Origin of the sequence: Microcoleus sp. BROC3 (genome assembly GCF_036702515.1) — a bacterium.
Classification (GTDB): Bacteria; Cyanobacteriota; Cyanobacteriia; order Cyanobacteriales; family Microcoleaceae; genus Microcoleus.
Genome location: NZ_JAUBTQ010000015.1, coordinates 81,156 through 106,870 on the forward strand (window position 1 = coordinate 81,156; position 25,715 = coordinate 106,870).

25 protein-coding genes are annotated in these 25,715 nt (G+C 44.5%); 15 read left to right on the top strand and 10 right to left on the bottom strand.

Features of this window, described 5'->3' with window-relative positions:
- The first annotated feature begins 328 nt into the window (after positions 1–328).
- The 5 genes from QUB30_RS12125 to QUB30_RS12145 all read left to right on the top strand — a co-directional run bounded on the left by QUB30_RS12125 (position 329) and on the right by QUB30_RS12145 (position 3,704).
- Positions 329–520, top strand: a complete 192-nt coding sequence (locus tag QUB30_RS12125; protein ID WP_006633443.1) for a hypothetical protein — start codon at positions 329–331, stop codon at positions 518–520.
- A gap of 145 nt (positions 521–665) precedes the next feature.
- Positions 666–1,154, top strand: a complete 489-nt coding sequence (gene psbV / locus QUB30_RS12130) for a photosystem II cytochrome c-550 (RefSeq protein ID WP_333035576.1) — start codon at positions 666–668, stop codon at positions 1,152–1,154.
- Between the two features lie 154 nt (positions 1,155–1,308).
- Positions 1,309–1,809 carry a photosystem II cytochrome PsbV2 gene (psbV2, locus tag QUB30_RS12135; protein ID WP_333333468.1) on the top strand — a complete coding sequence of 167 codons (501 nt, stop codon included), beginning with the start codon at positions 1,309–1,311 and terminating at the stop codon, positions 1,807–1,809.
- Positions 1,810–1,934: 125 nt separating this feature from the next.
- A complete protein-coding gene (petJ, locus tag QUB30_RS12140) occupies positions 1,935–2,273 on the top strand; it encodes a cytochrome c6 PetJ (RefSeq protein ID WP_333333470.1) in 339 nt (112 codons plus the stop codon).
- A 426-nt stretch (positions 2,274–2,699) separates the two neighbouring features.
- A complete protein-coding gene (locus tag QUB30_RS12145) occupies positions 2,700–3,704 on the top strand; it encodes a CHAD domain-containing protein (RefSeq protein ID WP_333333472.1) in 1,005 nt (334 codons plus the stop codon).
- Positions 3,705–3,973: 269 nt separating this feature from the next.
- Here QUB30_RS12145 and QUB30_RS12150 read toward each other — a convergent pair whose 3' ends face one another.
- From QUB30_RS12150 to QUB30_RS12170, 5 genes are all read right to left on the bottom strand, one after another.
- Positions 3,974–4,369, bottom strand: a complete 396-nt coding sequence (locus QUB30_RS12150; protein ID WP_333333474.1) for a hypothetical protein — start codon at positions 4,367–4,369, stop codon at positions 3,974–3,976.
- Positions 4,370–4,933: 564 nt separating this feature from the next.
- Positions 4,934–5,431, bottom strand: a complete 498-nt coding sequence (locus QUB30_RS12155; protein WP_333333476.1) for a 2TM domain-containing protein — start codon at positions 5,429–5,431, stop codon at positions 4,934–4,936.
- Between the two features lie 169 nt (positions 5,432–5,600).
- Positions 5,601–6,437: a cyanoexosortase A gene (gene crtA, locus QUB30_RS12160; RefSeq protein ID WP_333333478.1), complete on the bottom strand. Its 837-nt coding sequence runs from the start codon at positions 6,435–6,437 to the stop codon at positions 5,601–5,603.
- A gap of 1,032 nt (positions 6,438–7,469) precedes the next feature.
- Positions 7,470–8,339, bottom strand: coding sequence for a PEP-CTERM sorting domain-containing protein (locus tag QUB30_RS12165; RefSeq protein WP_333333480.1), 870 nt, complete (start codon positions 8,337–8,339; stop codon positions 7,470–7,472).
- Positions 8,340–8,392: 53 nt separating this feature from the next.
- Complete coding sequence (locus QUB30_RS12170; protein WP_333333482.1) at positions 8,393–9,205, bottom strand: PEP-CTERM sorting domain-containing protein; 813 nt, start codon at positions 9,203–9,205, stop codon at positions 8,393–8,395.
- A gap of 1,052 nt (positions 9,206–10,257) precedes the next feature.
- On the opposite strand from QUB30_RS12170, the gene QUB30_RS12175 reads away from it, so the two are divergent.
- Positions 10,258–10,479 carry a hypothetical protein gene (locus tag QUB30_RS12175; protein WP_333333484.1) on the top strand — a complete coding sequence of 74 codons (222 nt, stop codon included), beginning with the start codon at positions 10,258–10,260 and terminating at the stop codon, positions 10,477–10,479.
- Positions 10,480–10,950: 471 nt separating this feature from the next.
- Here the strand turns inward: QUB30_RS12175 and QUB30_RS12180 are convergent, their stop codons facing one another.
- Positions 10,951–12,525, bottom strand: coding sequence for an outer membrane protein assembly factor BamB family protein (locus tag QUB30_RS12180; RefSeq protein WP_333333485.1), 1,575 nt, complete (start codon positions 12,523–12,525; stop codon positions 10,951–10,953).
- A 127-nt stretch (positions 12,526–12,652) separates the two neighbouring features.
- Here QUB30_RS12180 and QUB30_RS12185 point away from each other — a divergent pair, with 127 nt between their 5' ends.
- The 4 genes from QUB30_RS12185 to QUB30_RS12200 all read left to right on the top strand — a co-directional run bounded on the left by QUB30_RS12185 (position 12,653) and on the right by QUB30_RS12200 (position 17,008).
- Positions 12,653–14,767 (top strand): thioredoxin domain-containing protein, encoded by a 2,115-nt coding sequence (locus QUB30_RS12185; protein WP_333333487.1) that lies wholly within the window; start codon positions 12,653–12,655, stop codon positions 14,765–14,767.
- 223 nt (positions 14,768–14,990) lie between these two features.
- Positions 14,991–15,257, top strand: a complete 267-nt coding sequence (locus QUB30_RS12190; protein ID WP_333333490.1) for an SDR family oxidoreductase — start codon at positions 14,991–14,993, stop codon at positions 15,255–15,257.
- A gap of 154 nt (positions 15,258–15,411) precedes the next feature.
- Positions 15,412–16,011, top strand: coding sequence for a glutathione S-transferase (locus QUB30_RS12195; RefSeq protein WP_333333492.1), 600 nt, complete (start codon positions 15,412–15,414; stop codon positions 16,009–16,011).
- 34 nt (positions 16,012–16,045) lie between these two features.
- The gene (locus QUB30_RS12200) at positions 16,046–17,008 is read left to right on the top strand and encodes a pyridoxamine 5'-phosphate oxidase family protein (protein ID WP_333333494.1); all 963 of its coding nucleotides are present in this window, start codon (positions 16,046–16,048) and stop codon (positions 17,006–17,008) included.
- A 679-nt stretch (positions 17,009–17,687) separates the two neighbouring features.
- Here the strand turns inward: QUB30_RS12200 and QUB30_RS12205 are convergent.
- The 3 genes from QUB30_RS12205 to QUB30_RS12215 are packed head-to-tail and all read right to left on the bottom strand — an operon-like array spanning position 17,688 to position 18,353.
- Complete coding sequence (locus QUB30_RS12205) at positions 17,688–17,900, bottom strand: helix-turn-helix transcriptional regulator (RefSeq protein WP_333333496.1); 213 nt, start codon at positions 17,898–17,900, stop codon at positions 17,688–17,690.
- A gap of 17 nt (positions 17,901–17,917) precedes the next feature.
- On the bottom strand, positions 17,918–18,130 hold the full coding sequence (locus QUB30_RS12210; RefSeq protein WP_333333498.1) for a helix-turn-helix transcriptional regulator: 213 nt from the start codon (positions 18,128–18,130) through the stop codon (positions 17,918–17,920).
- A gap of 10 nt (positions 18,131–18,140) precedes the next feature.
- A complete protein-coding gene (locus QUB30_RS12215) occupies positions 18,141–18,353 on the bottom strand; it encodes a helix-turn-helix transcriptional regulator (RefSeq protein WP_333139226.1) in 213 nt (70 codons plus the stop codon).
- 134 nt (positions 18,354–18,487) lie between these two features.
- Between QUB30_RS12215 and QUB30_RS12220 the strand changes: the two genes are divergently transcribed.
- From QUB30_RS12220 to QUB30_RS12240, 5 genes are all read left to right on the top strand, one after another.
- Complete coding sequence (locus QUB30_RS12220) at positions 18,488–18,721, top strand: hypothetical protein (protein ID WP_333333500.1); 234 nt, start codon at positions 18,488–18,490, stop codon at positions 18,719–18,721.
- A 440-nt stretch (positions 18,722–19,161) separates the two neighbouring features.
- On the top strand, positions 19,162–21,072 hold the full coding sequence (dxs, locus tag QUB30_RS12225; RefSeq protein ID WP_333333502.1) for a 1-deoxy-D-xylulose-5-phosphate synthase: 1,911 nt from the start codon (positions 19,162–19,164) through the stop codon (positions 21,070–21,072).
- Positions 21,073–21,141: 69 nt separating this feature from the next.
- A complete protein-coding gene (locus QUB30_RS12230; protein WP_333241311.1) occupies positions 21,142–21,498 on the top strand; it encodes a hypothetical protein in 357 nt (118 codons plus the stop codon).
- Positions 21,495–21,863: an aspartyl protease gene (locus QUB30_RS12235; RefSeq protein WP_333333504.1), complete on the top strand. Its 369-nt coding sequence runs from the start codon at positions 21,495–21,497 to the stop codon at positions 21,861–21,863. Before QUB30_RS12230 ends, QUB30_RS12235 begins: the two co-directional genes overlap by 4 nt.
- 7 nt (positions 21,864–21,870) lie before the next feature.
- On the top strand, positions 21,871–23,094 hold the full coding sequence (locus QUB30_RS12240; protein ID WP_333333507.1) for an NAD(P)/FAD-dependent oxidoreductase: 1,224 nt from the start codon (positions 21,871–21,873) through the stop codon (positions 23,092–23,094).
- A gap of 56 nt (positions 23,095–23,150) precedes the next feature.
- On the opposite strand, the gene QUB30_RS12245 is transcribed toward QUB30_RS12240, so the two are convergent.
- The gene (locus QUB30_RS12245) at positions 23,151–25,577 is read right to left on the bottom strand and encodes a sulfotransferase (RefSeq protein WP_333333508.1); all 2,427 of its coding nucleotides are present in this window, start codon (positions 25,575–25,577) and stop codon (positions 23,151–23,153) included.
- Positions 25,578–25,715 lie beyond the last annotated feature (138 nt).

The window sequence follows — 25,715 nt, forward strand, 5'->3', positions numbered from 1 at the left end:
GAGGAATTGCGAAAAACCCGGCTTCTACCAACAATATTGAGTTTGGTAACGAGACGTTCACGCAGACACCGGCTTTTGAGCCCCGCGCGCGCAAGTCCTATTGGTAATAACGACGCAGCAGTGGGATGATATTGATCGGAAGTTGATTGGCCCTGGAGTTTGGCTGGGCAAAAATGCCTAGTAGCAGTTAGCGGTTAGTTAGCTTGCGATAGATCAAACAAAATCTCAGAACAAACTAACACAACAAGCTAACAGCGCTTTCTAAAATTGTCCGGCTTTCAGTTAATAGCCGTCAACTCAATTTTGACCTGTCAGCGACCTAAAAATTATGGGTTTTGCAGACCTGTCCATCGCAGAAATAGCAGAGGACTTCAACGTCCCTGTTGAAGACGTGATCCGCTTGTGCGACGAGTTGGAAATTGCCTACAAGCACCCTCAAACCCGTTTGGCTTTGGAGGATGTTAAGGCAATTATGTCCACTCTCGAAAAAAGGCGCGACTCAAAACTTCTTGCAGATTAGCTCGCAAAATTCCTCTACCTTTAAAGGTATAGCTGCACAAACTTTCGCCAGTTGTTGCAGAATCAGGGAATTGTGAACACAAATCTGTTTGCCAGGTACGATCTCTTAGCGTTCAATAATTTGCCGGATTTTTTTAAGGAGAACCATGCTTAAAAGATATTTCATTGCTCTGACCGCTGTATTCTTGAGCTTTCAGTTATTTGTCAGCAGTGCGATGGCTGTCGAACTGAGTCCTGAACTTCGCACTGTGACTTTGAATGACAAGGGTGCTCCGGTGGTGCTGAGCCTCAAACAAGTTCAGCAAGGCAAACGCCTGTTCAATTCGGCTTGCGCTCAATGTCACGCTGCGGGCATGACGAAAACTGACCCCAACGTGAATTTGAGTCCGGAAACTCTGGCTTTAGCCAACCCGCCCCGGAATAATATTGAGTCGCTGGTGGACTTTATGAAAAATCCCACCACTTATGACGGGTTTGAGGAGATTTCGGAACTGCATCCGAGCATGAAGAGCGCGGATATTTTCGCTGAGATGAGAAATCTCTCGGATGACGATTTGTACGCGATTGCCGGTCACATTCTGTTGCAGCCGAAAATTGTCTCCAAGCAGTGGGCTGGCGGCAAAGGCGCTCGCTAATCGATTTTAGATTTTAGATTTTAGATTTTGGATTTTGGATTTGGAGAGGGCTGAAGTTGGGCAAGAATTGCTGGCCGGTCGTTTTTCGCTCTAAAATCTGAAATCTAAAATTTACCTCCTGCTCATTGATTATCGCAAAAGGTTGTAGTCCCTCATGCTGCGTCGTGGTGCTTTTGTCTGCTTTCTGTTGGGGATGTTAATTATTTTGCCGCTCGTGCTGTTGGCTCCTCAACCTGTTTTGGCTGCTGCCGATTCTTACGTGAATAGGTATTTACAAGCCAGCGAACCTGTGGCTCTGGAGTTGGACTCTGAGGGACATACTCGCTTGTTTTCGGCTCAGGAGTTGTCTGCGGGCAAAGTTTTGTTCGAGCAAAATTGCTTGAATTGTCACGTCGGAGGTGCTAATTTGCCCGATCCGACTGTATCTCTGTCTTTGGCTGACCTCCAGGGGGCAACGCCTCCCCGCAACAACATCAATAGTCTGGTGGCGTATCTGAGAGAACCGATGACTTATGACGGTACTGAGGAGACTTTTTGGTGCCGCCAAGTGCCGGAAAGCTGGATGCCGCAGGCTGAGATTGAAAATTTAGCCGCTTTTGTGATCCGGGCTGCTCAGAAAGCTCCGGGCTGGGGCGTGGAGAATTTTGAGAGTTGAACTGCCACTGCCAAAAAGTGGTAAATTACTCGGGAGAAGGCGATACGAGTGTGCGATCGCGCCTGTTTTAACAGGTAAAATATCTAAAGAATCACCCTTTACGTGTCCATTAGAGGAGAACTGCGTTGAAAAGACTCTTATCGATCGCCCTGTTAGCGATCGCAATTTTTACCGTCGGCTTTGGCCGCCCTGCTTTGGCAGGTGATGCTGCTAACGGAGCTAAAATCTTTAGCGCGAACTGTGCTGCTTGTCACATCGGTGGCGGCAACGTGGTTATGGCGCAGAAAACCTTGAAAAAGACGGCTCTTGAGAAGTACGGCATGAATTCTCTGGAAGCTATTACCACTCAGGTAACTAAGGGCAAAAATGCTATGCCTGCTTTCGCCGGCCGCTTGAAGCCCGAACAAATCGAGGATGTAGCAACCTACGTGCTCTCGCAATCTGAGAAAGACTGGAAAGGCTAAACTGCCTCTTTGAAGTCGGACAAGCTGGGCGGGCTTGATTTAATTTAAAACTTGTCCTCCCTCACGCACCCTCTCTCACTTTTTGGCGAATAAATGTCGGTTTGCAGCGCTCTTAACCTGTTTGGGAAAGCGCGCCAGAAATCCGATTTTTATCGGCCCAAGGGCGAGAGAGGGACATTTTATTTTAGATTTTAGATTTTAGATTTTGGATTGAAGAATTGAAGAATTGAAGAATTGAAGAATTGAAGATTTGAAGATTTGAAGATTGCTAGATGCTGATTTTGTAGAAATTGTCAAGCACTTTATATTAAGATTTATTGTGGCTGCGCTTCATAAATTAAAGTATGTGCTAGGATATAACCCCTTATTAGCAAAGCTTTGAAATCGAGATTAAAGTCGATCAGCAAAGTGGAATCTACACCTGCCATGAACGTAAAAACATCAGCAAAAGTTAAAACTCAAGTTAAAACTCTCGGAGACGCTGCATCTGGAGCGATTGAGAAATATTTCCGCAAAAGTGTAGCGCACGAGGCTGAAGTTATCAAAGACCAAGACGCGGAAGAACTTCATCAAATGCGCGTGGGATTGAGACGTTTGCGATCGGCTGTGACTGGTTTTGCTCCGGTTTTAGATTGGCCAAAACAGGCTTCTGAACGTAAAATTGGTAAGGTGGGGCGGATTCTGGGAACTCTCAGGGATTTGGATGTGATGCTCGAAAGTCTCCAAAACCGCTATTACCCGAATTTGCCGACTGAAGAACAGGAAGTTTTGGATAAAGCTTTGTTGAATTTGCTCAAACAGCGACACCGGGCTTTGAAAGGGGTGAGGGCGATTTTAGAGCACAAAAGCTACGAATTGCTAAAGCAGTCGATCGAGGATTGGTTGGAAAAACCGAAGTATGGGGCGATCGAACATTTGCCAATTGGTGAGGTTTTGCCAGATTTACTGTTACCTCAAGTCAGTGAGTTTTTCCTGCATCCGGCTTGGCTGTTGGGTACAGAATATGAGGATGGCAAAGTTAAAGTTGCTGATGATTTGAATGCTGAGGCTGTCGAAGAGAAGTTAGCAGCGGAGGGAACTATTCTGCACGATTTGCGGAAGCAAGCTAAGCGAGTTCGCTATTTGATGAATCTGTTTGGGGATTTTTACAGCGAGACTTACGAAGTTTATGTCGAAGATGTGAAAGCTGTTCAGGAATGTTTGGGCGAGATTCAAGACAGTGAAGTTTTAGGCGAGTTTCTGACAGATTTTGTCGCTCGCGGTCTTAAAAAAGAGTTGCCGAAATTGGCTGATTTGTTAGCCGAAAATCGCTACGCAGCTTGGCAAAAATGGCAGATTTTGCAGCGCAGGTATTTGAGTTCGGAAATTCGGCAAGGTTTGCGATCTGCTTTAATTCATCCTGTGGTTGAAGATGCTGCTAAGCTCGATTAGCCGTAACTATAACGCGCAGATCCCCGATTTATAAAAAAAGTCGGGGATTTAAAGTGCGATCGCGCCTTGGGAAGGAAAAGGGCGATCGCTTTTGAGTATGACGTAAAATAAAGGGCGATCACACTTTACGAATATTGGGCGATCGCTGCGATCCATTTGCCTTTTCTCCTATTTCACCCCTGGGAAAGAGAAAAGTAGCTTTCTTGCAACAAAGTGTTATGTAAGGACGGTACTTAGTTGTAGCTTCACTAGCTTGATAATCGACTTACTTACTTACACCTTACTTTCGTCAGGTACATTCCACAGTTTGCACAAAATTCCCAGCTATTAGTTTTTGGATCCCACTGCATAGTACCGATGGTACTTCCACGTTTGTACTGAAAACCTTCTAACGCTTGGGTATATCCATTTGACTGGCAAAAAGCATTTGCGCCTTGCTGACGTGCCCTAGGACTTCGCCCATCAGCACCTTTTATTGCTGCATCAACGGGAATATTGTTTCCTTCCGTTGGATTTTCAAAAACACCGACATCGCTACCAGCATCACCACTAGGCTCACCAGTAGTTCCACTACCTTGAGCGCTTTGGGCATTTACTGTGAGGTTAAAAGCAAGAGTAGAAATACTGAGACCTAGAACAAAAAAACCACCTAGAATTCGTTTCATACTTGTTTAGTGGAAATCTTCATCTAAACATTATATGCCAAAAGTTTCTTTTTGCGGGTCGGAAAACGTCTGCCGTTTTACATAATTTTTCCTCTCCCGTAGGTGGGAAAAGTCGGAAAATGTCGGTAGTGTAGGAATTTGTCCGATACAAGAGTTAAAATCCCGACATCTACCAACTTGATGGAATCTAAATAAATTTTAAAATTTGCCGACAACCTAGTTTTCACTAAGACTGGAAAACACCTCGATAACGTGCAACAGGCTATATTGCGATGTACTTAACCACGTCAGAAATACCCAAAAAGTGCTTAGCAATTACATCGTAGCGAGAGTCATTTTAGAGAGGTTGCCTCGGAATTATGGAAAATATTCTCGGAGGTATTAGGTAATAAAGTTAATAAATAATTTTTTTTATCCACCTTAGAGAGGTCGCACTTTTCTATAATTTTAGACGTAGATTTTTTAAATATGTCAATATTAATAATGTCAATATATTCTCGCCAGGAAAGATGAGATTTAAGTAGTAAGGTGCGCGGTCGGGCGCACCCTACAAGTGACTGGGGATCACGACTGCAACCACTTCATAAACTTATTCGTCGCAGTACCAATAGACTCTCCGACTTGTTTCTTCAACCGCCACCGGCCAAACGCTTTTTCGTACTCTTCCCCTTCAGTTTGATAAACATTCCAAGCATTTAGCGATAATCCCAGTCCCCACGTTAGTAAAATGAACAGCGACCAAGAAAGCTCGTGCGATGCTGCTAGATTAAACAAAACTAGAAAAGTATTGATAATTGCGTACTTGGTCACATTTTTCTGTAATTTGCGACGGCGGTAAGAGTTAAAAACCAGCTTTTCTTGGAATTCTCCTCTAGTTGCTAACCATTGCTGTTCCGCCGCCAGAATATCCTGTTCGGAAATGCCCAATTCCGCTGCAATCTCGAAAAGCTGCACTCTGGATAATTCCCCTTCATCCTGTCGCCGCGCGATCGCAAGCTGTAAAATACCCTGAGCATCCTCTGAACCGTAAATTTGATTTATTTGACTTTCATTTGTCGCCATAACAGGTTTCCTATAATTCCTGACATCCTTTCTATGATAGATATAAGGGCTATTAAACGGCAGGTAGTGACCTTGGCGGATTTCAACACCCGGACATTTGAGTGAGCGAGACTCCTGACTATTGGAGGGGAAATCGAAGAACCGATATATTACCTCAAATTGCAACTAATTAATTTCCCGAACTTTGACTAAGTTTGCTATCTCGTTTCAACATAAATTGATAAAATATCCCAAACAAAATCACCGCAATCATCCCCACAACTAAAGAACCTTCACCCTCATGCCAATATTTAAACAAATCTAGGCGATTAGATGCAACTAACAATGCCATTGCCGCCACTCGAAAAACATTAATAAGAAAACCACAAATGACAGCGACACCTATTACCAAAGCCTTATTTTGTTTAGTAGGAAACATCAACAAACAAACTACAGCTAAACCTAATAAGTAATTCATTGCCTCTATACCCGAACAACCCCCATTTACCAACACCCTTCCTGTCGGTAAAGCAACATAATTACCGTCACGTGTTACATTAAAACCGACATACCACAAAGAATAATAAGCAAATTTAGCAGTAAGCGAGGTAATAAAATCAACTAAAGGTAACGTAATTACACTGGGGGTGCCATGAAAAAATAGTATTACCAATTCACGCCAATATAGTTTTAAGTTATGAAAACCTACCGCAAGTAGACTCAAACCTAAACCAGACAAAAAAGGTGCAAGTCTTAAAAAAGGATCTAATTTACTGGAAACCACAGCACTTTTAAATAAAATAAAAGCTATTAATAGCGTCCCTGCTACTCTCGATAATAGGTCACTTTTTATCTCACTCTGTTTGAGAATATCCTGGTTGTCCCAAAGCAGGGAACCCACAGCGAACCAAAAAACTATACTCATCCAAAAATGAGCAATATCGCCCAGTTTCCACAGGAGTGTCATATTCAGAGTTACTAAAGCTGTGGCAATAATGATGAGCCAAAAAAGTTTTCTCTTGAACATTTTAGATATTAGTTATTAGTTGATTGATGAGAGCCATACTTCGGACATTTTTTGATAGCCAACGGTAGAATAAGGGTTTCAAGGCGATTCGGGAATCAAAGTACCCACGGAAAATCGAGGGTTTCAGACTGCGAACTAAAAACAGTCCAGACTATTCTTAGATCGTATCATAAAAATAGTAGGGGATGTGGACGACTCAGTAGCTTGAACCCCTCCTACGGAAAGGAATCGGAGGATTTTAAAGGCCGTAAATCTTGGAGATGATGTTAGTAGACACTCGGCAATTTGATGGGTGGTGAAACTCAGATGCAACGGATAGCTCAGCATTAGGACACCTAGTGAAAAGACAGCTACTCGAAATGATTGGTTGGGTGTCTAGCACTTGCTTACTCAGCCGCTGTAAGCAAAGACTAAAAAGGAAGTGAATCAACAATAATTAAAAATAAGTAGCCTTAATGAAGCTTGCATTTCTTGAGAGTAGACGCAATTACCACCGCGCATGGTGTGACACTGAGGTTCGAGTAAATACGGCTGAGCGAGTTAGAGTTCGAGCCATGCTCAATGGTGATTATCTGCTTTTCAAAAATCTCAGTGTCTTTATAGCAATCCTCGCATCATTTGTGAATTTCTTACTTCCGAGCGAGCGGGTTCGGGGAGGGTTAGGGTGGGGTAAAAAATTTACGACTCCTGCAAGGATTGCTATATATGGGAAATGCTTCAGAAACGGTCTTGCGGTAGTTCTTAAATGTGCTGTCTAGGGGCGATTTGACGGGAGCATCTCAATGAAAGCAGACAAGCTAGAAATTGGAGTTGGGAGGCAGGTGGAAAGAGGAAAAAGGAAGGAGCCAGAAGAAGTGTTTTTACAAATATGAGATGCTCCCTTGAGATAGGCTTCCAAGTCCGAGGTTTTCACGGTGGCGCGCTATCAGATACTAAGAAACCTGGTTTCACCAAGAAACCAGGTTTTTAGCTTGAACATAAAATCATTAGTTTGGCATCAAGCCAGGATCGAAAACGAGTTCAAACGATCGCCTATTCAGCTTTTTGATCCCGAGCGCGTTGCTTTTTGAACATAGTACCAAACCCAACAGCGGCTCCAGCAGCCAGCATTGTTAAAGGTTCAGGAGTAGCTTCAGTGTTGCTAGTGCTGCTGCTGATGTAAGAATCGCTTTGACCATGTGGTAAGCCTTGAACGTGCAAACCTATTCTTAAGGCACCGCTATTCAAAGCGGCAATTACGTTATTATAATTACCCCGAAAGCTCACTGGAAAACGTTCGCCACCTTGGAGACCCCCTCCATTACCACCACCAGGGTTACGTGAGAAGGCATAGTCTGTGGTGAAGTTATTACCACCTTGAGGCAGCTGATCGTTACTAGCACCACCACTAAAGCTTACCTCACCAATGTTAGTACCGTAAAGCGAGGGAGCAGACAGATAGTTATTATTATTATCATCATCAAAAAAAACTTTACTGATAAACATACTAGGAGCTGCGAGATTTCCCAAGTTATAGATGTCAAAACGAACTGCTGAACCCTGGTTCTCTACGGTATATGTAAAGCTATTTACATAGGCATTTCCCGGCGTATCCCCACCAGCGATATTACTAAAGCTGAAGGCGGAGGCCGGTGCTGCGGATATTCCACTAACAGCAGCGACACCGGCAACAGCTAAGAGGGATTTGACTAAAGTTAATGGGGATTTCATCCTAGGCACCTTTATTTTTAGGTAGAGTGGAATTTGGTTCTTTTCCTTCACATTTTCAATATAAACCGAAACAAAAGTTAAGGCAATTAGGTTTGATGAAGATTTGATGAAGATACTGCCCTCTTCTACAGCTTTAAATAAGAGATATAAAAACCTGGGTTCAGGCTGAAACCAGGTTTTTATATCTCTCATAAAATAATTAGTGTGGCGTCATGCCATGATGAAAAACCAGTTAAAACGATCGTCTATTCAGCTTTTTGAGCCTGAGCGCGTTGCTTTTTGAACATAGTACCAAACCCAACAGCAGCTCCGGCAGCAAGCATTGTTAAAGGTTCAGGAGTATCTTGAGTGTTGCTACTGCTGCTGCTGCTGCTGATGTAAGAATCGCTTGCACCATTGGGTAAGGCTTGAACGTGCAAACCTAATTTTAAGGCACCGCTAGTCAAACCGGAAATTACGTTATTATAATCACCAGTAAAGCTCAATCCCAAAGTTTCGCCACCTTGGATACCCCATTTATTACCAGCACCAGTGTTTCTGGAGAAAGCATAGTCTGTGGTGAAGCCATTACCACCTTGAGGCAACTGATCGTTACTAGCACCACCACTAAAAGCTACGTCATTATTGTTATAAATGTTAGCTACACCAGACAGAAATTCATTATCATCAAAGAAAACTTTACTGATAAACATATCAGAGGCTGCCGCATCTCCAGAGTTGACGATGTTAAAAAGAACTGATGAACCCTGGTCAATTACGTCAAATGAAAAGCTATTTACATAGGCATCTCCCGGCGTATCCCCACCCACGATATTACCAAAGCTGAAGGCAGAGGCAGGTGCTGCGGATACTGCACTAACAGCGGCGACACCGGCAACAGCTAAAATAGATTTGACTAAGTTTAATTGGAATTTCATGGTTGACACCTTTATTTTTATGTTGACTGGAAGCAGGTTTTTTCCCTTCACATATTCAATGTAAACCGAAGCACAAGTTAATGCAAGTAGGTTTGATAAAGATTCGATGAAGATTGAGAATACGCTGATTTGATTTAGCAAAAATGCCTAGATAGATGGTCTCTAGCTAGCTATTTGCTATTGCGTACATCAAAAAATAGGGGTGCTACCACCCGGATTTTAGTCCTGACTTTTCTCTCTTTAAAAAAGCTATAAGTCAGATTCCTAAACAGGGGTTTTACACAGCATAATTACTGATTAAAGTGTTTTAAAGCTCTAATTTATGCCCTTAAAAAGTTTTTTATACGTTAATGTACGGTATAAAAGTTTAAGTGATAGCTTGATTGCTGGGTAAAAATAGGTAAAAACCGATGGTGACAGTTGAAGCTGCCGAATGTCGGCTATAACTCAGGAAAAAATCTTGGATCGTATTAGGTGCGTCGATTCTCGCTTTCCGATTCAGCAAAAAGCGCCATTTAGACTTATATGTTGCACCATTATTAAGAAGGCGCTCTCCGGCCCGTTCCACAAAGAATGAGTTTTGTTGTGGGCAGTAGGGGTTGGGCAGGAGATCCCGCCCAAAACAGGCTTATCGATCGTGGTGCAACATCTGAGTTTAGAGACCAATGGTTTCGGTGGTCGTTATTATCTGTGACGCCGGAACTTTGACCGACTAAAGGGACGACTCGACTTTCTGGGACATAGTTTTCGGAACGCCTCTACCGTCAGGGCTGTTTCATTCTCAGGAAAACCAGCCTTTTGTACGGGTCGTGCCAAGAATGCCGACCCGACCCATCCAGGATTTGTTAGGCATTTGGTGGGATTGGGGCAGCCACTCTTTGCTGCCCCTACAAGAGAATGAAACTGTCCTGCGTCTACCGTAGAAGGCGCGGTGGTCGTTATCTAAAAATGTTGGGACTAATAATTCTATTTCTGGGTATGCTTTCGCTAAAAATTGGTTAATATTATTTTTCCGAAAAAGCTCGATTCCAAGATTTAACGGGTGATAAGCAAGTAGAAATACTTGACGCAGTAAAGGTTTGAGTAGCTTGTCATCAAAAAAATGTGTGCGTGCGATCGCTATTTTTTAGACTTTCTGCAGGGTCTAATCACGATCGTTCGCGTTCGCTACCATCAAAATGGTCAATTAACTTGTGATAATTATTACTCTCTTGAGGGAGGTTCAAGAGCCTAAACCCTCTAACTATCAAGGTTTCAGCGGCTTTCTCACTCCGTCAATTCCCAGATTCAGTTTGGCAGTGTTTGAGGACACCAGGAGGAACCGCCGCAGTCAGCAAAAATTTTCCCAGCCGTTGATTGAAGGTTCTCCGAGACGATCGACTCATTTGACATCTAAATTATCAGCGATCGTCTGAACACAGGATTATCAGCAACAACTCAGCTAAAACATCTCGCGCTAAACTGCTAGAGAACTGACAAGCTTACCCAGCAAAAGTTCAAGTGGATTTGATTATGGTCAACCGTTTTGCTCAATCCCAAACCTTTTATCTGCCAAAACAGGCCGAAAATCCGATCGACTGGTTGGCCTGGTGCGACGAAGCCTAAGAGAGGGCCCGGAGGGAAAATAAACCGATTTTTATTTCAATGAACTCGCTTGCTAGGGAGTAAGAAATTCACAAATGATGCGAGGATTGCTATAACAGGTTTCCGATAATTCCTGACATCCTTTATATGAAAGATATAAGCGCAGTTAAACGCCAGGTAGTGGCATTGGCGGATTTCAACACCCTTTTAAGAACAGGCAAGATGCCTGTTCGACAACAGAGTCTACTTATTGTGGAACAGGCATCTTGCCTGTTCCCGATAGAGGTACAAAATACCAATAACTAACCCAAAGTATACATCCAGCCATCCCTCGCACAAATCCTCACAATTCCGTCCCAAACTACAGGCGTCGCCTCAAATGACAAACCCGGCTTAAATCTCCCCGATTCTATTACTTTCAAACGGTAAAACTCCCCTTTAGCATTTTTCAAAGCATTCTGATCCCCCGACTTCGCTCGTTCCCAATTCAAATTGAACAAATAAACACCGTTGTATCCCGCACTGATCAGTTTACTGCCATCGGTAAAAATCGGAGTAGAAATTGAAGAACCAATCGCTTTTTTAAACACTATTACCGGAGTATCGTAAGACTGATTTCGCCAAGGTACAGCAATTTTTTTGCCTGTAGTCATATCTTGGGAACCGATGTACAAATTGCCGTCGATCGCATTTGTGGCAAACAGCGCCGGAAACTCCCCTGAATTGTACTCGTCATTCAACGCCACCGAGCCAATTATCCCGCCTTCCCAGCTAGAAAGTCGGCGATTTCCGGTAGGCAAAAACCATTCGACGCTGGCATTAGGTTCTTTATTTGGATTCAGCTTCAGCACTCCGCCGTTGCCCTGAATGTATTGTTTTTCAATGGCACAGAACAGTTTACCTGATTTAGAAATTACAGCACTTCCATCCAAATCTGAACCTGTATAGAAATCCCAAACTATCTTTTTAGTTGCAATGCTAATACCGTAAATATGACCGGAACCAGCAGCTATAAAAATTCTATCTTTGAGCCTTGATGGCGATGATTCCGCTACCAAGTTGCCGCGGTGCTTGCTGATATCTGCTGCTGCATAAAGCTGTACTTCCGACAAGATATTTGGCTGCTTGATGCCTTGTTTGATTTTTGCATTGCTTGTGGAACTATCGAGAAAATAGCCGATCGCATTTTCCCCCGCATTGAACAAAACGCCACCGCCGATGTCCAAAGCGCTGCTGTCATTATCGCGGCTGTAGCTGGGCGTTCTCCTGATGTCCAATTTCCAAAGTTCCTTGCCAGTTCTAAAAGATATTGCCCTAAAACTCGGCACGACACTTTTGCCACCACCGCCACTGCGGCTTCCCTGCAAAACCACAATTCTGTTTTCGGCGCTAGCTTTTTCATCGATATAAATCGTTGATGAGCCTTTGATTATATCGTCAAATTTATAGCGCCAAACTTCTTTATTTGTAGCAATATCTATTTTTCGCAAATTGTGGTCGTAAGCACCTATAATTAAATAAGTTTTTCCCCCGTCCCTGGTAATAGTCGGCTGTCCAGTCCAACCGGCACCGCTCCAAACTACAGACCGCCTTCCCAGAAAAGTCCGGCCGCTGCCGAGTTGAAATTTGTCGATTAACTTCAAGCTTTTCGGAACACCTCTGCCGTAGAAACGGCGCTTGTCATTACCTAAAAATGTCGGAACTAATAATTCTATTTCAGGGTCTGCTTTAGCCAGAAAGTTGTTAAGATTAGTTTCTAATAAAGCTTGTTCCGAGGATTCAGTTTGGCTCAGTTTGAGAACAGCAGGAGGAACAGCAGCACTCAGCAAAAATTGTCCGAGCTGTTGATTGAAGGTTCTCCGAGATGATAAACTCATGTTAGATCGAGATAATCAGCCATAATATTAAAACATAATTATCAGCAACAACTCAACTAAAACATCTCGCGCTAAACTGCTAGAGAACTGACAAGCTTACTCAGCACGAGTTAAAGTGGATTTGATTATGGTCAACCGTCTTGCTCAATCCCAAAGCCTTTACCTGCGGAAACACGCCGAAAATCCGATCGACTGGTGGCCTTGGTGCGACGAAGCCCTAGAAACAGCCCGAAGCGAAAATAAACCGATTTTCCTGTCAATTGGCTACTCTAGCTGCCACTGGTGTACGGTGATGGAAGGAGAAGCATTTTCCGATGGCGCGATCGCCCAATACATGAATTCGCATTTTATACCGATAAAAGTCGATCGTGAAGAACGCCCGGATATCGACAGCATTTATATGCAAACCTTGCAAATGATGACAGGCCAAGGCGGTTGGCCGCTCAACGTTTTTCTCACTCCAGACGAGCGAGTTCCCTTCTACGGAGGCACTTATTTCCCCGTAGAACCTCGCTACGGACGACCCGGATTTTTAGAAGTTTTGCAAGCAATTCGCCGCTTTTACGACACAGAAAAAGGCAAAGTAGAAGCCTTCAAAGCAGAGATTTTAGGCAACCTCCAACAGTCGGCAGCGCTGTCAGGAGTAACCGCCGAATTAAATCGCGAACTCTTTCAAAAAGGCTTAGAACTCAACACCGGAATTATTGCGGGCAGCAACCCCGGCCCCAGTTTTCCGATGATACCTTATGCTGAGCTAGCACTGCGGGGAACGCGATTTAATTTTGAATCAAAACACGACAGCAAACAAGTCTGCACTCAGCGCGGATTAGACTTAGCATTGGGCGGCATTTACGACCACGTAGGAGGCGGATTTCACCGCTATACGGTTGATGCGACTTGGACTGTGCCACACTTTGAAAAAATGCTCTATGACAACGGTCAGATTGTTGAGTATTTAGCAAATTTGTGGAGCGCGGGAATACAAGAACCCGCTTTTGAAACTGCGATCGCGGGGACAGTAGAATGGTTGAAGCGAGAAATGATTGCGCCAACAGGCTATTTTTATGCTGCACAGGATGCGGACAGCTTTACCCCCCCAACCCCCCCTTACCAAGGGGGGGCAACGGGGGGGTCAGAACCGGAAGAAGGAGCGTTTTATGTCTGGAGTTATGCCGAACTGGAACAACTATTAACTGCTGAGGAATTGGCGGAAATTAAAGCACAGTTTACTGTTAGTCGCAGCGGCAATTTTGAAGGCAAGAATGTATTGCAGCGCCGCCATCCAGGAAAACTGAGCGACACGGTAGAAGCGGCTTTGGCTAAACTCTTTCAAGTTCGCTACGGTGGCAATCCCGATACTGTAAAAACCTTTCCGCCAGCCCGCAACAATCAAGAAGCTAAAAACGACAGTTGGCCGGGTAGAATTCCCGCCGTTACTGACACGAAAATGATTGCTGCTTGGAATAGCTTAATGATTTCTGGTTTAGCCCGCGCTGCGGCTGTTTTTGGAAATTGGGAATATCTGGAATTAGCTGTGACAACTGCTAATTTTATTTTAGATAATCAGTGGACGGATGGGCGGTTTCAGCGGTTGAATTATGACGGACAATCTGCTGTAACCGCGCAGTCGGAAGATTATGCTTTGTTTGTGAAAGCTTTGTTGGATTTGCACCAAGCGAGTTTGACTTTAGGCAATGGGGAAGAGGCAAAACAGTTGCCGAATTCTCAGTTTTGGTTGGAGAAAGCTGTGCAGGTGCAAGAAGAGTTTGATGAGTTTTTGTGGAGCGTGGAATTGGGAGGATATTACAATACTGCTAAGGATGCTAGCGGAGATTTGTTGGTGCGGGAACGCAGCTATATAGACAATGCAACTCCGGCGGCGAATGGAATTGCGATCGCCTCTTTGGTTCGCCTCGCACTGTTGGGCCCGAATTTAGAATATCTCGATCGCGCGGAGCAAGGTTTGCAAGCTTTCAGCAGTATTGTACAAGATGCTCCGCAAGCTTGTCCGAGTCTACTTTCGGCGATCGACTGGTATCAGCATTCTACCCTGATTCGCACGACTCCCGATCAAATTGCTGGGTTGATTTCGCAGTATTATCCGACTGCTGTCTGTCAGATTGAGGCTGATTTGCCTGAAGGTGTTATCGGGTTAGTTTGCGAGTGTTTGACTTGCAAGGAACCGGCGAAAAGTCAAGAGCGGTTGTTGGCAGAAATCTTGCAAAGTCAAACGCGAGTATAGCACGGGGAGCGGGTTTACGAGAATCTTAGTTTTCAGGCGACGCATTTTGTATGGTGCGTCGCCTATCAAGACTTCGGACAGTTTTTGATTACCAACCGTAGAATAAGGGTTTCAAGGTGATTGCACCATCGAGTTCCTAACAGAAAATTAAGGGTTTCCGACCCTATATCTAAAAATAGTCCGGACTATTGAAAGTAAAAAATTAGCAAAGAATCAGCGTGTAATGAATTCGATCCCATTACTTATCAAAGGTTTGCTATTCACCGTGCAGAAGGCATTATCTCTGCTGCCCCTGGGCGCTTCTCTTATTTTGAACGCCTCGATAGCTTCTACCGTAGGCACCCCAGTCTTTAGTATTTATAGCGCGACCAAGGCTGCCGTGCGATCGTTTGCCCACAATTGGATACTCAACCTCAAAGAACGCAAAAGTCGAGTCAATGCGATTAGTCCTGCGTGTTTCCCGCCCCTGGCTACACCTGTTTGGGTGTGAGCAAAGAGCAGGCGCAGAAATTTGTGGACAATCAAGCCGTCACCATTCAGCTATGATTAGTCGGTATGCCCGATGAAATTGCCAAAGCTGTATGTGAATTAGGGAAGGTAGCAGTCCTCAATCAATCATGTTTACACTCACAAGGAGAAACATCATGATTAAGCTTTACGGTCACGAAATGTCTGGTAACAGTTACAAACCAAGACTATTGCTGGAACTGTTAAACATTGAATATGAATGGGTAAAAGTGGACTTAATGAAAGGCGAACATAAGTCGCCGGAATATTTGGCACTTAACCCATTTGGACAGGTTCCTTTGTTGATCGATGGCGATATCAAATTAGCGGATGCTCAAGCTATTTTGGTGTACTTGGCACGGCAGTATGGCGGCGATAGTTGGCTGCCGTTGGATGCACTCCCGTTGGCTCAAGTCGTTCGCTGGCTATCGACAACTGCTGGAGAAATTCGCCAGGGCCCCGAAAATGCCCGACGTTATTATTTGTTCGGGGCTACCAGTATCAATATCGAACGGGCACACCAGCAAGCAGAGAATATCCTGACTCAATTAGATCGACATTTGAGTACGCGCAACTGGTTAGAATTCGATCGCCCCACCATCGCGGATATCGCTGTCTTTCCCTACGTTGCTCTGGCGAACGATGGCAAGATTGACCTCGCACCCTATCCCAACGTCCGGACTTGGATCGATCGCATCAAACAACTCCCTGGCTATATCCCAATGGCAGGACTGTAGGTGAACCAACATAGCTTAAAAACAGAGGTAACATATGGCAATCCCAGGCTGGACAAGAACCGAATCGCCGTTTCATGCGGGCGAACTAGCAATTCAAGGTCGAATGGGTACACAGGCGAAGATGGATAGGCAAGGACGACAAATGATTCGGGAATACCTGCCCGATCAGTTTCGGCAGTTCTTCCCCCAACTTCCTTACATAATTGTGGGTACGGTGGATGTGACAGGCTGCCCCTGGGCTTCCATCCTGGTAGGGAAACCGGGCTTTTTATCTTCGCCAGACGATCGTACCTTACAGATTGCCGCTAAACCCCTATTTGGCGATCCTTTCACAAATACTCTTGCCGAGCGCATCGATATCGGCTTGCTCGGAATTGAGCTCCATACCCGCCGTCGCAATCGTGTGAACGGTACTGTCACAGCAATTGACTCGGATCGCTTTGAAGTGCAAGTGGGACAAAGCTTTGGCAACTGTCCTAAATATATTCAAACTCGGATGTTTGAGCTAATTGACCAAGATTCAGCAGCGCCGCAATCGATCCATCAATTCCAAATGCTCGGAGCCGAAGAACGTGCCACGATTTCTGCCGCTGATACCTTCTTCATTGCAACTGCTTATCAAAATACATCGGCAGGCATTGCTAGCGGGGTAGATGTTTCTCATCGCGGTGGCAAACCAGGCTTTGTGCGGCTCGATGATGACTGTACGCTGACCGTTCCTGACTTCTCTGGCAATTGTCAGTTTAATACCTTTGGCAACCTAGAGTTGAATCCCAGAGCAGGACTGCTATTCGTGGATTTCGACCGGGGCAACCTGCTCTATCTCACAGGCACAGCCGAAGTGATTTGGGAAGGTGCCCAAATCAATGACTACGAGGGAGCAGAGCGATTGTTTCGCTTCCACCTCGATCGCGGCTATCGGGTAGAGGGCAGCCTCCCGCTGCGCTGGTCATCCCCAGCATTGTCACCTTTCTTGGATGGCACCGGTTCCTGGTGAGGGAATGGCTTATTTAATAGACCTCTTGCAAAAAAAATCTATGTTACAATTAAACGCTTTGAGTTTTAGACCTGAGAGCTAACTCATAATTGTCAAGTGCTGATATAACCTACAATCTGCTCCACTTAAGCCAAACTTTTGATTATAGCATAAAATTATTTTGCAAGAGGTCTAATCTTGTTAGTGTCTTTATTTTTTAGCCACCAAGAAGTTTGATTTTTTAAAGCCTTATAGCAAAAGTATTTCAAAATTGCATTTTACCAGTGGCGAAAACTTCGTGACATTAAGCAATCTTGATTAACTAACCTACCAACAAACTTTTATGGAACAATAGTCCGGACACTTTTTCTATGGCCCAATGGCTTATTCCCGCTTGACTTTGAGGCGAGCGTGGATAATTAAATCAATGTCACCTCTACCCCTGACTTGCATTTAATTCGACTTTTTTATGATGCTTGCCCTGTAAGGCTTGTAGTATCGTTCCAAAAACTGTCCGGAGTATTGGCCTATGAGATTATCGAGCTGATTTGAATATCTGCGATGGCTCCGCACCCGCTGGGTATTTTGTAATATCAAATCCGTTGACATCAGAATTATTATCTCTCTCATCTCTTTCTCTGTGTCCTCTGTGCCCTCTGTGGTTTAATCATTCCGATCTAACCGGAATTGATAAGAGTCCTCAATCTTCCAAAATCTCGACCAAATCTTCCAGTGTTACATCGAAGGCGCGGGCTATTTTGTAGACAGCAGAAATATCGGCCGTGTTCAAAGCATCGCGCTGAACGTAGCTTCTAACAGTGTTGTGATTCACTCCCGAGCGATCGGCAACTTCTTTGAACGTCCAACCTCTTTGCTCAGCTAGTTCTCGAATTCGCAGTCTAACGTAGCCCATTAGTGCGATCGCCCCTACTATTCCAAAAACTCGACCAAATCTTCAATCATTACGTCAAAAGCAAGGGCGATTTTCTGAACGGCACTCAGATATACCATACTCATCCCATCATCGCGTCTAGCGTACCCTTTCAGCGTATTGTAATTAACCCCTGAGCGCTCGGCCACGTCTTGCAGCGTCCAGCCCTTTTCTTCTGCCAACTCTCGAATCTTTAGTCTAACTCGCCCCATTTGTGCGCCCTCAATCTTCCAAAACCTCAACTAAATCTTCCATCGTCACGTCGAAGGCGCGGGCTATTTTGTAGACAGCAGACAGATCGACTGTGTTCAAAGCATCCCGCCTCCCGTAGCTTTTTACCGTGTTGTAATTCACTCCCGATCGATCGGCAACTTCTTTGAACGTCCAACCTCTTTGCTCAGCTAGTTCTCGAATCCGCAGTCTAACGTAGCCCATATTTGGCTTGACATCGGTGCATATATACCCGACAATATCTCTGTACACTGAAAACGATCGCCCTCCTAGCCTCGAAAACTTAAGGGCGATCGCCTTTTCTACCACACCCCGCAAACACGGGGAAGGATTAACCTATGATACCAACATCAAAGCCCAAATTAAACACTCATCCCTGGTGTATCGTGCGGCAATTGCCGAATATGCAGCGATTGGTAGTTGCTCGGTTCCACCGCCGGGGCGATGCTGAGGGATATATGCAAATTTTACGGCGGTTGTTGCCGGCGGCCAAACACGCGATCGTATTTGATACGACTGGGGCCGAGAAATTGCCAGAAGTTCGATCGGCTAATTGCGAACGAATGTTGTAATTGATGGGAGCGAGATCCTTTTTTCTTTTAACTGGAAAACCGATAAATAGAAAAGGGATCTCGTCCCTTCCTGACAAAAAGAAAGTAAGTCGCTCTAATTAAACGTCAACGTTCTTCTGTTAGATACCCGACTTCTTTAAGAAGTGGGGTATCTGAGTATTCTATTTTTTTTAGTGGGCTTAATTAGCTTTAAATGCTTAAGAATCTCCATGCAGCTAACAACAAGCCATTAGCAACTAACAACATAAGCTTTTTTTATCTTGACGGCGCACAATTTATTAACTATAATTACCAGGTCAAAAATAACAAAAATCTTACGGCTAACAGTTTTTCTCAAATAACCGTTAAACTATTCTAACGTTTGCGCGTCCCCAACGTCGCAGGCACAACCTATATCTGTTAAGGATTCGTCCTGATTCACAGGAGCAAGATTTTAAAATATGCATCTGAGCGAACTGACTCACCCAAACCAATTACACGGCCTCTCGATTCATCAACTCGAACAAATTGCCCGACAAATTCGAGAAAAGCATTTAGAAACTGTAGCTGCCAGTGGCGGCCACCTCGGTCCCGGATTGGGTGTAGTGGAACTGACTTTAGCACTCTACCAAACACTCGACCTCGATCGCGACAAAGTTACCTGGGATGTCGGCCACCAAGCTTATCCTCACAAATTGATAACCGGCCGCTACAACCAATTCCACACCCTGCGCCAAAAAGACGGCGTTGCAGGCTATCTCAAGCGCTGCGAGAGCAAATTTGACCATTTTGGTGCTGGCCACGCTTCTACGAGCATTTCGGCTGCATTAGGAATGGCGATGGCGCGCGACCTCAAAGGCGAAAACTTTAAAACAGTAGCAGTCATCGGCGACGGTGCATTGACTGGCGGCATGGCACTCGAAGCAATCAACCACGCGGGCCATATGCCGAAAACCAATGTGATGGTAGTGCTCAACGATAACGAGATGTCAATCTCGCCCAATGTCGGCGCGATTACCCGCTATTTGAACAAGATGCGACTCTCGCAGCCGGTGCAATTTCTCAAAGATAACTTAGAGGAACAATTCAAACACATTCCCTTTGTCGGCGAAACTTTTACCCCAGAAATGGAACGCCTCAAAGAAAGCATGAAACGCTTGGCAGTTTCCAAAGTAGGAGCCGTAATTGAAGAATTGGGCTTTACCTACATGGGCCCGGTAGACGGGCACAATTTGGAAGAGTTAATTGCCACTTTCAAACAAGGTCATACCATCCAAGGCCCGGTGCTAGTTCACGTTGTGACTGTGAAGGGCAAAGGATACGCGATCGCCGAAAAAGACCAAGTAGGATATCACGCCCAAAATCCCTTTAACTTAGCCACCGGCAAAGGCATTCCCTCCACCAAACCCAAGCCTCCAGCTTACTCGAAAGTCTTTACCCACGCCCTGGTCAAACTAGCAGAAAATAATCCAAAAATTGTCGGAATTACCGCTGCAATGGCAACCGGAACAGGCCTTGACAAACTTCAGGAAAAACTGCCGAAACAATACATCGATGTCGGCATTGCCGAACAGCACGCCGTAACTTTATCGGCTGGTTTAGCCTGCGAAGGAATGCGCCCAGTTGTAGCAATTTACTCGACATTTTTGCAGCGGGGATACGACCAAATAATTCACGATGTCTGCATCCAAAATTTGCCCGTTTTCTTCTGTTTGGATCGCGCCGGCATTGTCGGTGCTGACGGCCCCACCCACCAAGGAATGTACGATATTTCCTACTTGCGCTGTCTGCCAAATATGACAATTATGGCACCCAAAGACGAGGCAGAATTGCAGCGGATGGTAGTCACGGGAATCAACCACACCAGCGGCCCGATCGCCATGCGTTACCCGCGCGGCAACGGTTACGGCGTGCCTCTGATGGAGGAAGGTTGGGAAGAATTGCCGATCGGCAAAGGCGAAATCCTCCGCAACGGCGATGATTTGCTGATATTGGGTTACGGTTCAATGGTTTATCCGGCAATGCAAACCGCCGAGATGTTGAGCGAACACGGCATTGAAGCAACGGTCATCAATGCGCGTTTTGTCAAGCCTTTGGACACCGAATTAATCTTGCCTTTAGCACAGCGAATCGGGCGAGTTGTCACTTTAGAAGAAGGCTGTTTGATGGGTGGTTTTGGTTCAGCAGTAGCCGAATCTTTGCTCGACAATAATGTCCTCGTGCCGCTGATGCGGCTGGGCGTACCGGATACATTAGTAGATCATGCAACGCCAGAGCAATCATTTGCAAGTTTAGGGCTAACTCCACCGCAAATGGTCGATCGCATTTTGGCAACATTCAGCCGCAAACAGTCACCCGTTAGCGTGAAATAGCTAGAATTGTAGGGTGCGCCTAGCGCACCTTACTCTTCGATATTCGATCTATGACAGTGAAAGAGCAGCATGATTGAAGGAAGATTTGAGGACAACGGAGAAAAAACAATGACTAACGTGAAACCAAATCGTACCGTGCGGCGGGGAAGACTGTTCCCAGAGATTCAGTGGTCAGAAGAAAAAAAAGCCCAGTGGCGAGCCGAAAGAGCGGCATTTCGCAAGCGTTGCAAAGTAATTTTCGATCGCCTTAAACCAGAATTAATTGACACTCACTACAACTGGTACATGGCGGTTGAACCTGATAGCGGGGAATATTTTATCGACAAGGATGATATGGCGGCTACCAAAATGTGCCGCCAGAAACACCCAAATGCTATCCCCTACCTTTTCCGCATTAACAATACAGGGGCGTGCGGCTCAATATGATTGAAGGAAGATTGGGTGATGAGGACGAGCTATTTTTTGAAGTTGAATTGATTGCTAGTAACGGCTTAGAATTACCTGTTGATGCTCTGCTAGATACAGGTTTTTCTGGCTGGTTAGCAATGGACGAGCAAGATTTCGAGGGACTTGATTGGATTTATATTAGGCGACAAGAAATGCGGACAGCAAAGGGAGAATTTGATTTCGATCTTTATGCAGGAAAAGTACGCATAGATGAGCAAGAATTTGACATTCCGGTTCATGTGGGTGACGGAGTACCGGAAATTTTAATAGGCCGCCAGTGGCTGAAAACTCGGCGGTTAGTAGTTGATATGTCTGCAGGTATTTTGACATTGCAAGCGAGTTAAAAGCAAGATGACTTTAAAAAGTTTTGACATAGTAATAGTAGGAGCAGGCCCAGCAGGAGGCCACTGCGCGAGAATCCTAGCCAAATCCGGCCGCAAAGTCTTGCTGGCAGAGCAAAACGACAACTTTAATAAAAATGACTTTTCCAGCGCTGCCACGCCTCTAGAAACCCTCTCTAAATTCGATTTGCCCGAATCTGTCATCGGCAGTTTTTGGCACAAACTTACTATTGAAACTAGCAAAGTCAGTCAAAGTTGGGAGTCTCCCGAAAGCTTGGGAGTTGTTCTCAACTTTGCTAAATTTAGAGCATTTCTAGCCAGCGAAGTTGAGCGATTTGGCGGTGAAGTTTGGCTGGGTTATCGCTACACCGGACATTCACAATCCAAGGGCGAAACAACAGTAGAATTTAAACAGTTATCCGACGGTCAAATAATCAAAGTTAGCACGAAAATATTGGTTGATGCTACTGGTTTTGCTAGGGCGGTTATGTACGAAAAAGAGAATGATAAGCCAGATTTTTTGTCGGGAACCGGAATCGAATATTTAATTGAAGTAGAGCCAGAAGTTTACAATAAATACAGCGGTGATTTAATCTTCTTTTTGGGCGATAAATGGATGCCCAAGGGTTATTCCTGGATATTCCCAATGGAACCAAACAGGCTGAAAGTTGGTGCGGGTCGCATTTTTTTAGATCCGAAAACGGTTAGGCATTTGTCACCGCTGAAAAAATATATTGATTTACTGATTGATGAATATCTGAAGTCTAAAAATTATAAAATTATTGACAAACACGGTTCGACGCTGAAGTACAGTCCTGGTTTGAAGGATATTTATTGTAAAAATAATAATATAATTGCGATCGGTGATACTGTCTCGACAGTAAATTTTTTGGGCGGCGAAGGGATTAGACACGGGATGGATAGTGCGGAAATAGCGGGGAAATATATTCAAAGCTATTTGGAGGGTAAAATCTCAGATTTTCGGGATTATGAGACGGAAATGCACCGCAAGTTTGATAAGAAATGGAATATTTCCGAAAGGTTGGCGGTGAGAAAGTATATCGATGATGTTAATGATGAACTCACCGATAAAATGATTTCTTATTTAAAGTATATGAAAACTGAAGATGTTATGGATATTTTATTTTATTATAAGTTTGAGAAGATTTCCCGAGGGTTAGGGGGTTATCTGCAGCGGAAAATCAAGGGATGGATTAAGCAATTTCACTTGTAAGCTGCGCCAGTTGAGAGATTTTGAGTAGAAGGAAAAGTCTCGCTGGCTGACTCACCCTACAAACCTAATTGCCATAAAAAATTTTCTGCTGTAACTTTAATGCGCGGCAGGGACAGTAAAGCATCGTCAAAACTGCTAAAATTTGACCTATATGATACACCAAAAGTATATCCACTCGCTCCAATTAAATGCGCTACAATTGGATCGACATCCCCGTAGGGATAGGCAAAAAATTTAACCGATTTCTCTAATCCCCGTTCCAAGATAGCACGGGATTTCGCCCCCTCCCGCACAATTTCTGTCGGCGACAATGCAGTCAAAGGTTGATGAGTAGCAGACATAGAACCGAATTCAATCCCTGCATCCCGCAGTTGCCGAATTTCCGGCCATCCCATTAACTGCACTTCTTCAAATTCGGCTTTTTCCCAACTATTTGTCTTTCCTATCGACTCCGCTACAAGAAAAACAGTCGCTGTAAAATCAAAGCGTTTTAGCAGAGGCCAAGCATATTGGAAAAAGTCGAGATAGCCACCGTCAAAAGTCATCAATACAGCTTTACCGGGTAAAGGAGTTTTATCCCGTTTCGCACTTTGCCATTTTTCCCAACTCGCACTATAATAACCGCGATCTTTGAGATACTGCAACTGTTGTTCCAAAACCTGCGGAGTAACTGCGTCTAAACCGTCCGGAGAAATGCGGCGGTAGGCGAGAATCGGCAGCCTTTGTGTAACGCCATGAGTGTCACAAACTTGAGGTTTCCCTGAGTGAGAAACTTCTCTATACGGCGATTTTCGCCCAATGATTTCCGGTGCGTAAAATACTTGCTTTGGAAACTCGTTTTCTTGGGGAATTTGCATTGTCGGTTCCCCCGCGATTGCCGCGGCTGACTTGATTTCCGGCAGCGCCGCCGCCGGGAGTGAGGCGCGGCGGCTGACACTCGTCCCGATCGCCCCCTCGTGCCTGCCGAACATCACCGCATTTGGCGGGTAAATGCCCCCAGCACCCGCTGCATTCAAACTCTGGGGCAAATCCGACCTTTGTTGAGCACAAGAGGCTAAGCGCGATCGCAGCGATTGCTTGCCGCTGAGCGGTTTTCCCAGCAAAGCTTCTCGCACCGTGGCGATGCACAACTCAAACCCGCTATTTCGAGTAATTGTCGATCGCAATTTTTGAGCAGAAACAAAATTATTTTCCACTACAAAAGTGACAATATCGACAGCAACACCGCCTACTTTCACCAGCACGTAAATTTCAGAAAGCTCAACTTGTATATTAGTAAATTCCTCGCTAACTTCTACAGCAATCAAATCTTTTGTGAGCGTAATTGTTGGGACTTCTTGGGCTATTTCTGGCTTGTATAAATCCTCCAAATGCCAATGCGGACGCCCCCACAATTCTTGCAAAAATAGCGTCCAGTCATTTTTTTTGTGCAATGGTGCCAGCAAAGTTTGCCACAATCTATTGCCTTTTTCGCAGCGATTGCGTTGAAAGAAGCGATCGAGAATTTGCCAAGCAAACTGGGCTGCGATCGCATCCGCCAACACCGCACCGGCAACCGTGCCATCGCAGACTGGCAATTCAACAATACCGAGTTTAATTCCTTCTAGTTTAATCGTACAGCACAGGCGATCGCATATTTGCGGAAGAGCGCAAATATCCGAAATTGGTTCGCTCACTTCTACCGTAACTTTCCAGGCAATTTCACCCTTGACTCGCTTAATCTTATCTAAAATATCTTTAATTTCATTTCTCGTAAAAATTTTATGATATTTGTGAACCTTACTACTTTTAACCTCTCTCTCAATCCCTTGGTGCCAAGGTAAATTCAAACTGAGACTAGCTGCTGTTTCTTGATAAGCTTCCAGCATTTGAGCGTCATATTCAACGCCCACAAAATGACAAATATCTTCTAACTTTTTGAGCTTATTATCGACAATTTCCTCATAATTGACTAATATATGATTGGATTTATTAGCATATTTGTGACTAATTAACATCGCCTGTTTCCAGCGATCGATACAGTGGTTTAAATCCCAACCAGGCCCCCACAAATCATGAGAACTCCTAGTAGCCTCATGCAGAGAAGCTATTGTATCCATACCGTTTCGCAAAATATGTATGAATTTCGCATCCGGTAAAAATCGCTCTATGTCATCAATAAAATATATGTGTTCCGGCGTTTTTTCCAACCAAATGCTTTTGTTTTGTTCCGCCGCCAAACCATCCAAAACTCCGACAAACCAACTAACTTTATTTCCTACATTTTGACTATCATCAAAACCTTGCAAAAGTTCAGGACGATGAATCTCATCCTTAAAAAAAGCTTCCAGCCTACCTGGCAACTTTCCCGCAAACTTCTTGTACAGTAAATAGTGAAAAAACTTAGATTCAGGAAAAGAAATAACTTCAGGATGAGCAGCCAATAAACTTTGAAGCATGGTTGTGCCACTTCTCGGAGATCCTACTAAAAATATCCGTTTCATTTTTATAACTGATAAATGGTTTGTGAATTAGATTGTTTTTGAGTAAAAGCAGAGAGCGCTAAGTGCACAGATGAAGAGAAGAAACAGCTATGATTCATGTATTATTTATTAGATTAGAAATCATTGATAAATCTGTCT

Coding starts and splice junctions, on each gene's coding strand:
- QUB30_RS12210 (WP_333333498.1), bottom strand. CDS start 18,130: ATGGGGCGAGTTAGACTAAAGATTCGAGAGTTGGCAGAAGAAAAGGGC.
- QUB30_RS12150 (WP_333333474.1), bottom strand. CDS start 4,369: ATGAAACGAATTCTAGGTGGTTTTTTTGTTCTAGGTCTCAGTATTTCT.
- QUB30_RS12240 (WP_333333507.1), top strand. CDS start 21,871: ATGACTTTAAAAAGTTTTGACATAGTAATAGTAGGAGCAGGCCCAGCA.
- QUB30_RS12215 (WP_333139226.1), bottom strand. CDS start 18,353: ATGGGCTACGTTAGACTGCGGATTCGAGAACTAGCTGAGCAAAGAGGT.
- QUB30_RS12195 (WP_333333492.1), top strand. CDS start 15,412: ATGATTAAGCTTTACGGTCACGAAATGTCTGGTAACAGTTACAAACCA.
- psbV (WP_333035576.1), top strand. CDS start 666: ATGCTTAAAAGATATTTCATTGCTCTGACCGCTGTATTCTTGAGCTTT.
- QUB30_RS12165 (WP_333333480.1), bottom strand. CDS start 8,339: ATGAGAGATATAAAAACCTGGTTTCAGCCTGAACCCAGGTTTTTATAT.
- QUB30_RS12185 (WP_333333487.1), top strand. CDS start 12,653: ATGGTCAACCGTCTTGCTCAATCCCAAAGCCTTTACCTGCGGAAACAC.
- QUB30_RS12220 (WP_333333500.1), top strand. CDS start 18,488: ATGATACCAACATCAAAGCCCAAATTAAACACTCATCCCTGGTGTATC.
- QUB30_RS12235 (WP_333333504.1), top strand. CDS start 21,495: ATGATTGAAGGAAGATTGGGTGATGAGGACGAGCTATTTTTTGAAGTT.
- QUB30_RS12145 (WP_333333472.1), top strand. CDS start 2,700: ATGAACGTAAAAACATCAGCAAAAGTTAAAACTCAAGTTAAAACTCTC.
- QUB30_RS12190 (WP_333333490.1), top strand. CDS start 14,991: ATGAATTCGATCCCATTACTTATCAAAGGTTTGCTATTCACCGTGCAG.
- psbV2 (WP_333333468.1), top strand. CDS start 1,309: ATGCTGCGTCGTGGTGCTTTTGTCTGCTTTCTGTTGGGGATGTTAATT.
- QUB30_RS12205 (WP_333333496.1), bottom strand. CDS start 17,900: ATGGGCTACGTTAGACTGCGAATTCGAGAACTAGCTGAGCAAAGAGGT.
- crtA (WP_333333478.1), bottom strand. CDS start 6,437: ATGTTCAAGAGAAAACTTTTTTGGCTCATCATTATTGCCACAGCTTTA.
- QUB30_RS12125 (WP_006633443.1), top strand. CDS start 329: ATGGGTTTTGCAGACCTGTCCATCGCAGAAATAGCAGAGGACTTCAAC.
- QUB30_RS12180 (WP_333333485.1), bottom strand. CDS start 12,525: ATGAGTTTATCATCTCGGAGAACCTTCAATCAACAGCTCGGACAATTT.
- QUB30_RS12230 (WP_333241311.1), top strand. CDS start 21,142: ATGATTGAAGGAAGATTTGAGGACAACGGAGAAAAAACAATGACTAAC.
- QUB30_RS12200 (WP_333333494.1), top strand. CDS start 16,046: ATGGCAATCCCAGGCTGGACAAGAACCGAATCGCCGTTTCATGCGGGC.
- QUB30_RS12155 (WP_333333476.1), bottom strand. CDS start 5,431: ATGGCGACAAATGAAAGTCAAATAAATCAAATTTACGGTTCAGAGGAT.
- QUB30_RS12245 (WP_333333508.1), bottom strand. CDS start 25,577: ATGAAACGGATATTTTTAGTAGGATCTCCGAGAAGTGGCACAACCATG.
- dxs (WP_333333502.1), top strand. CDS start 19,162: ATGCATCTGAGCGAACTGACTCACCCAAACCAATTACACGGCCTCTCG.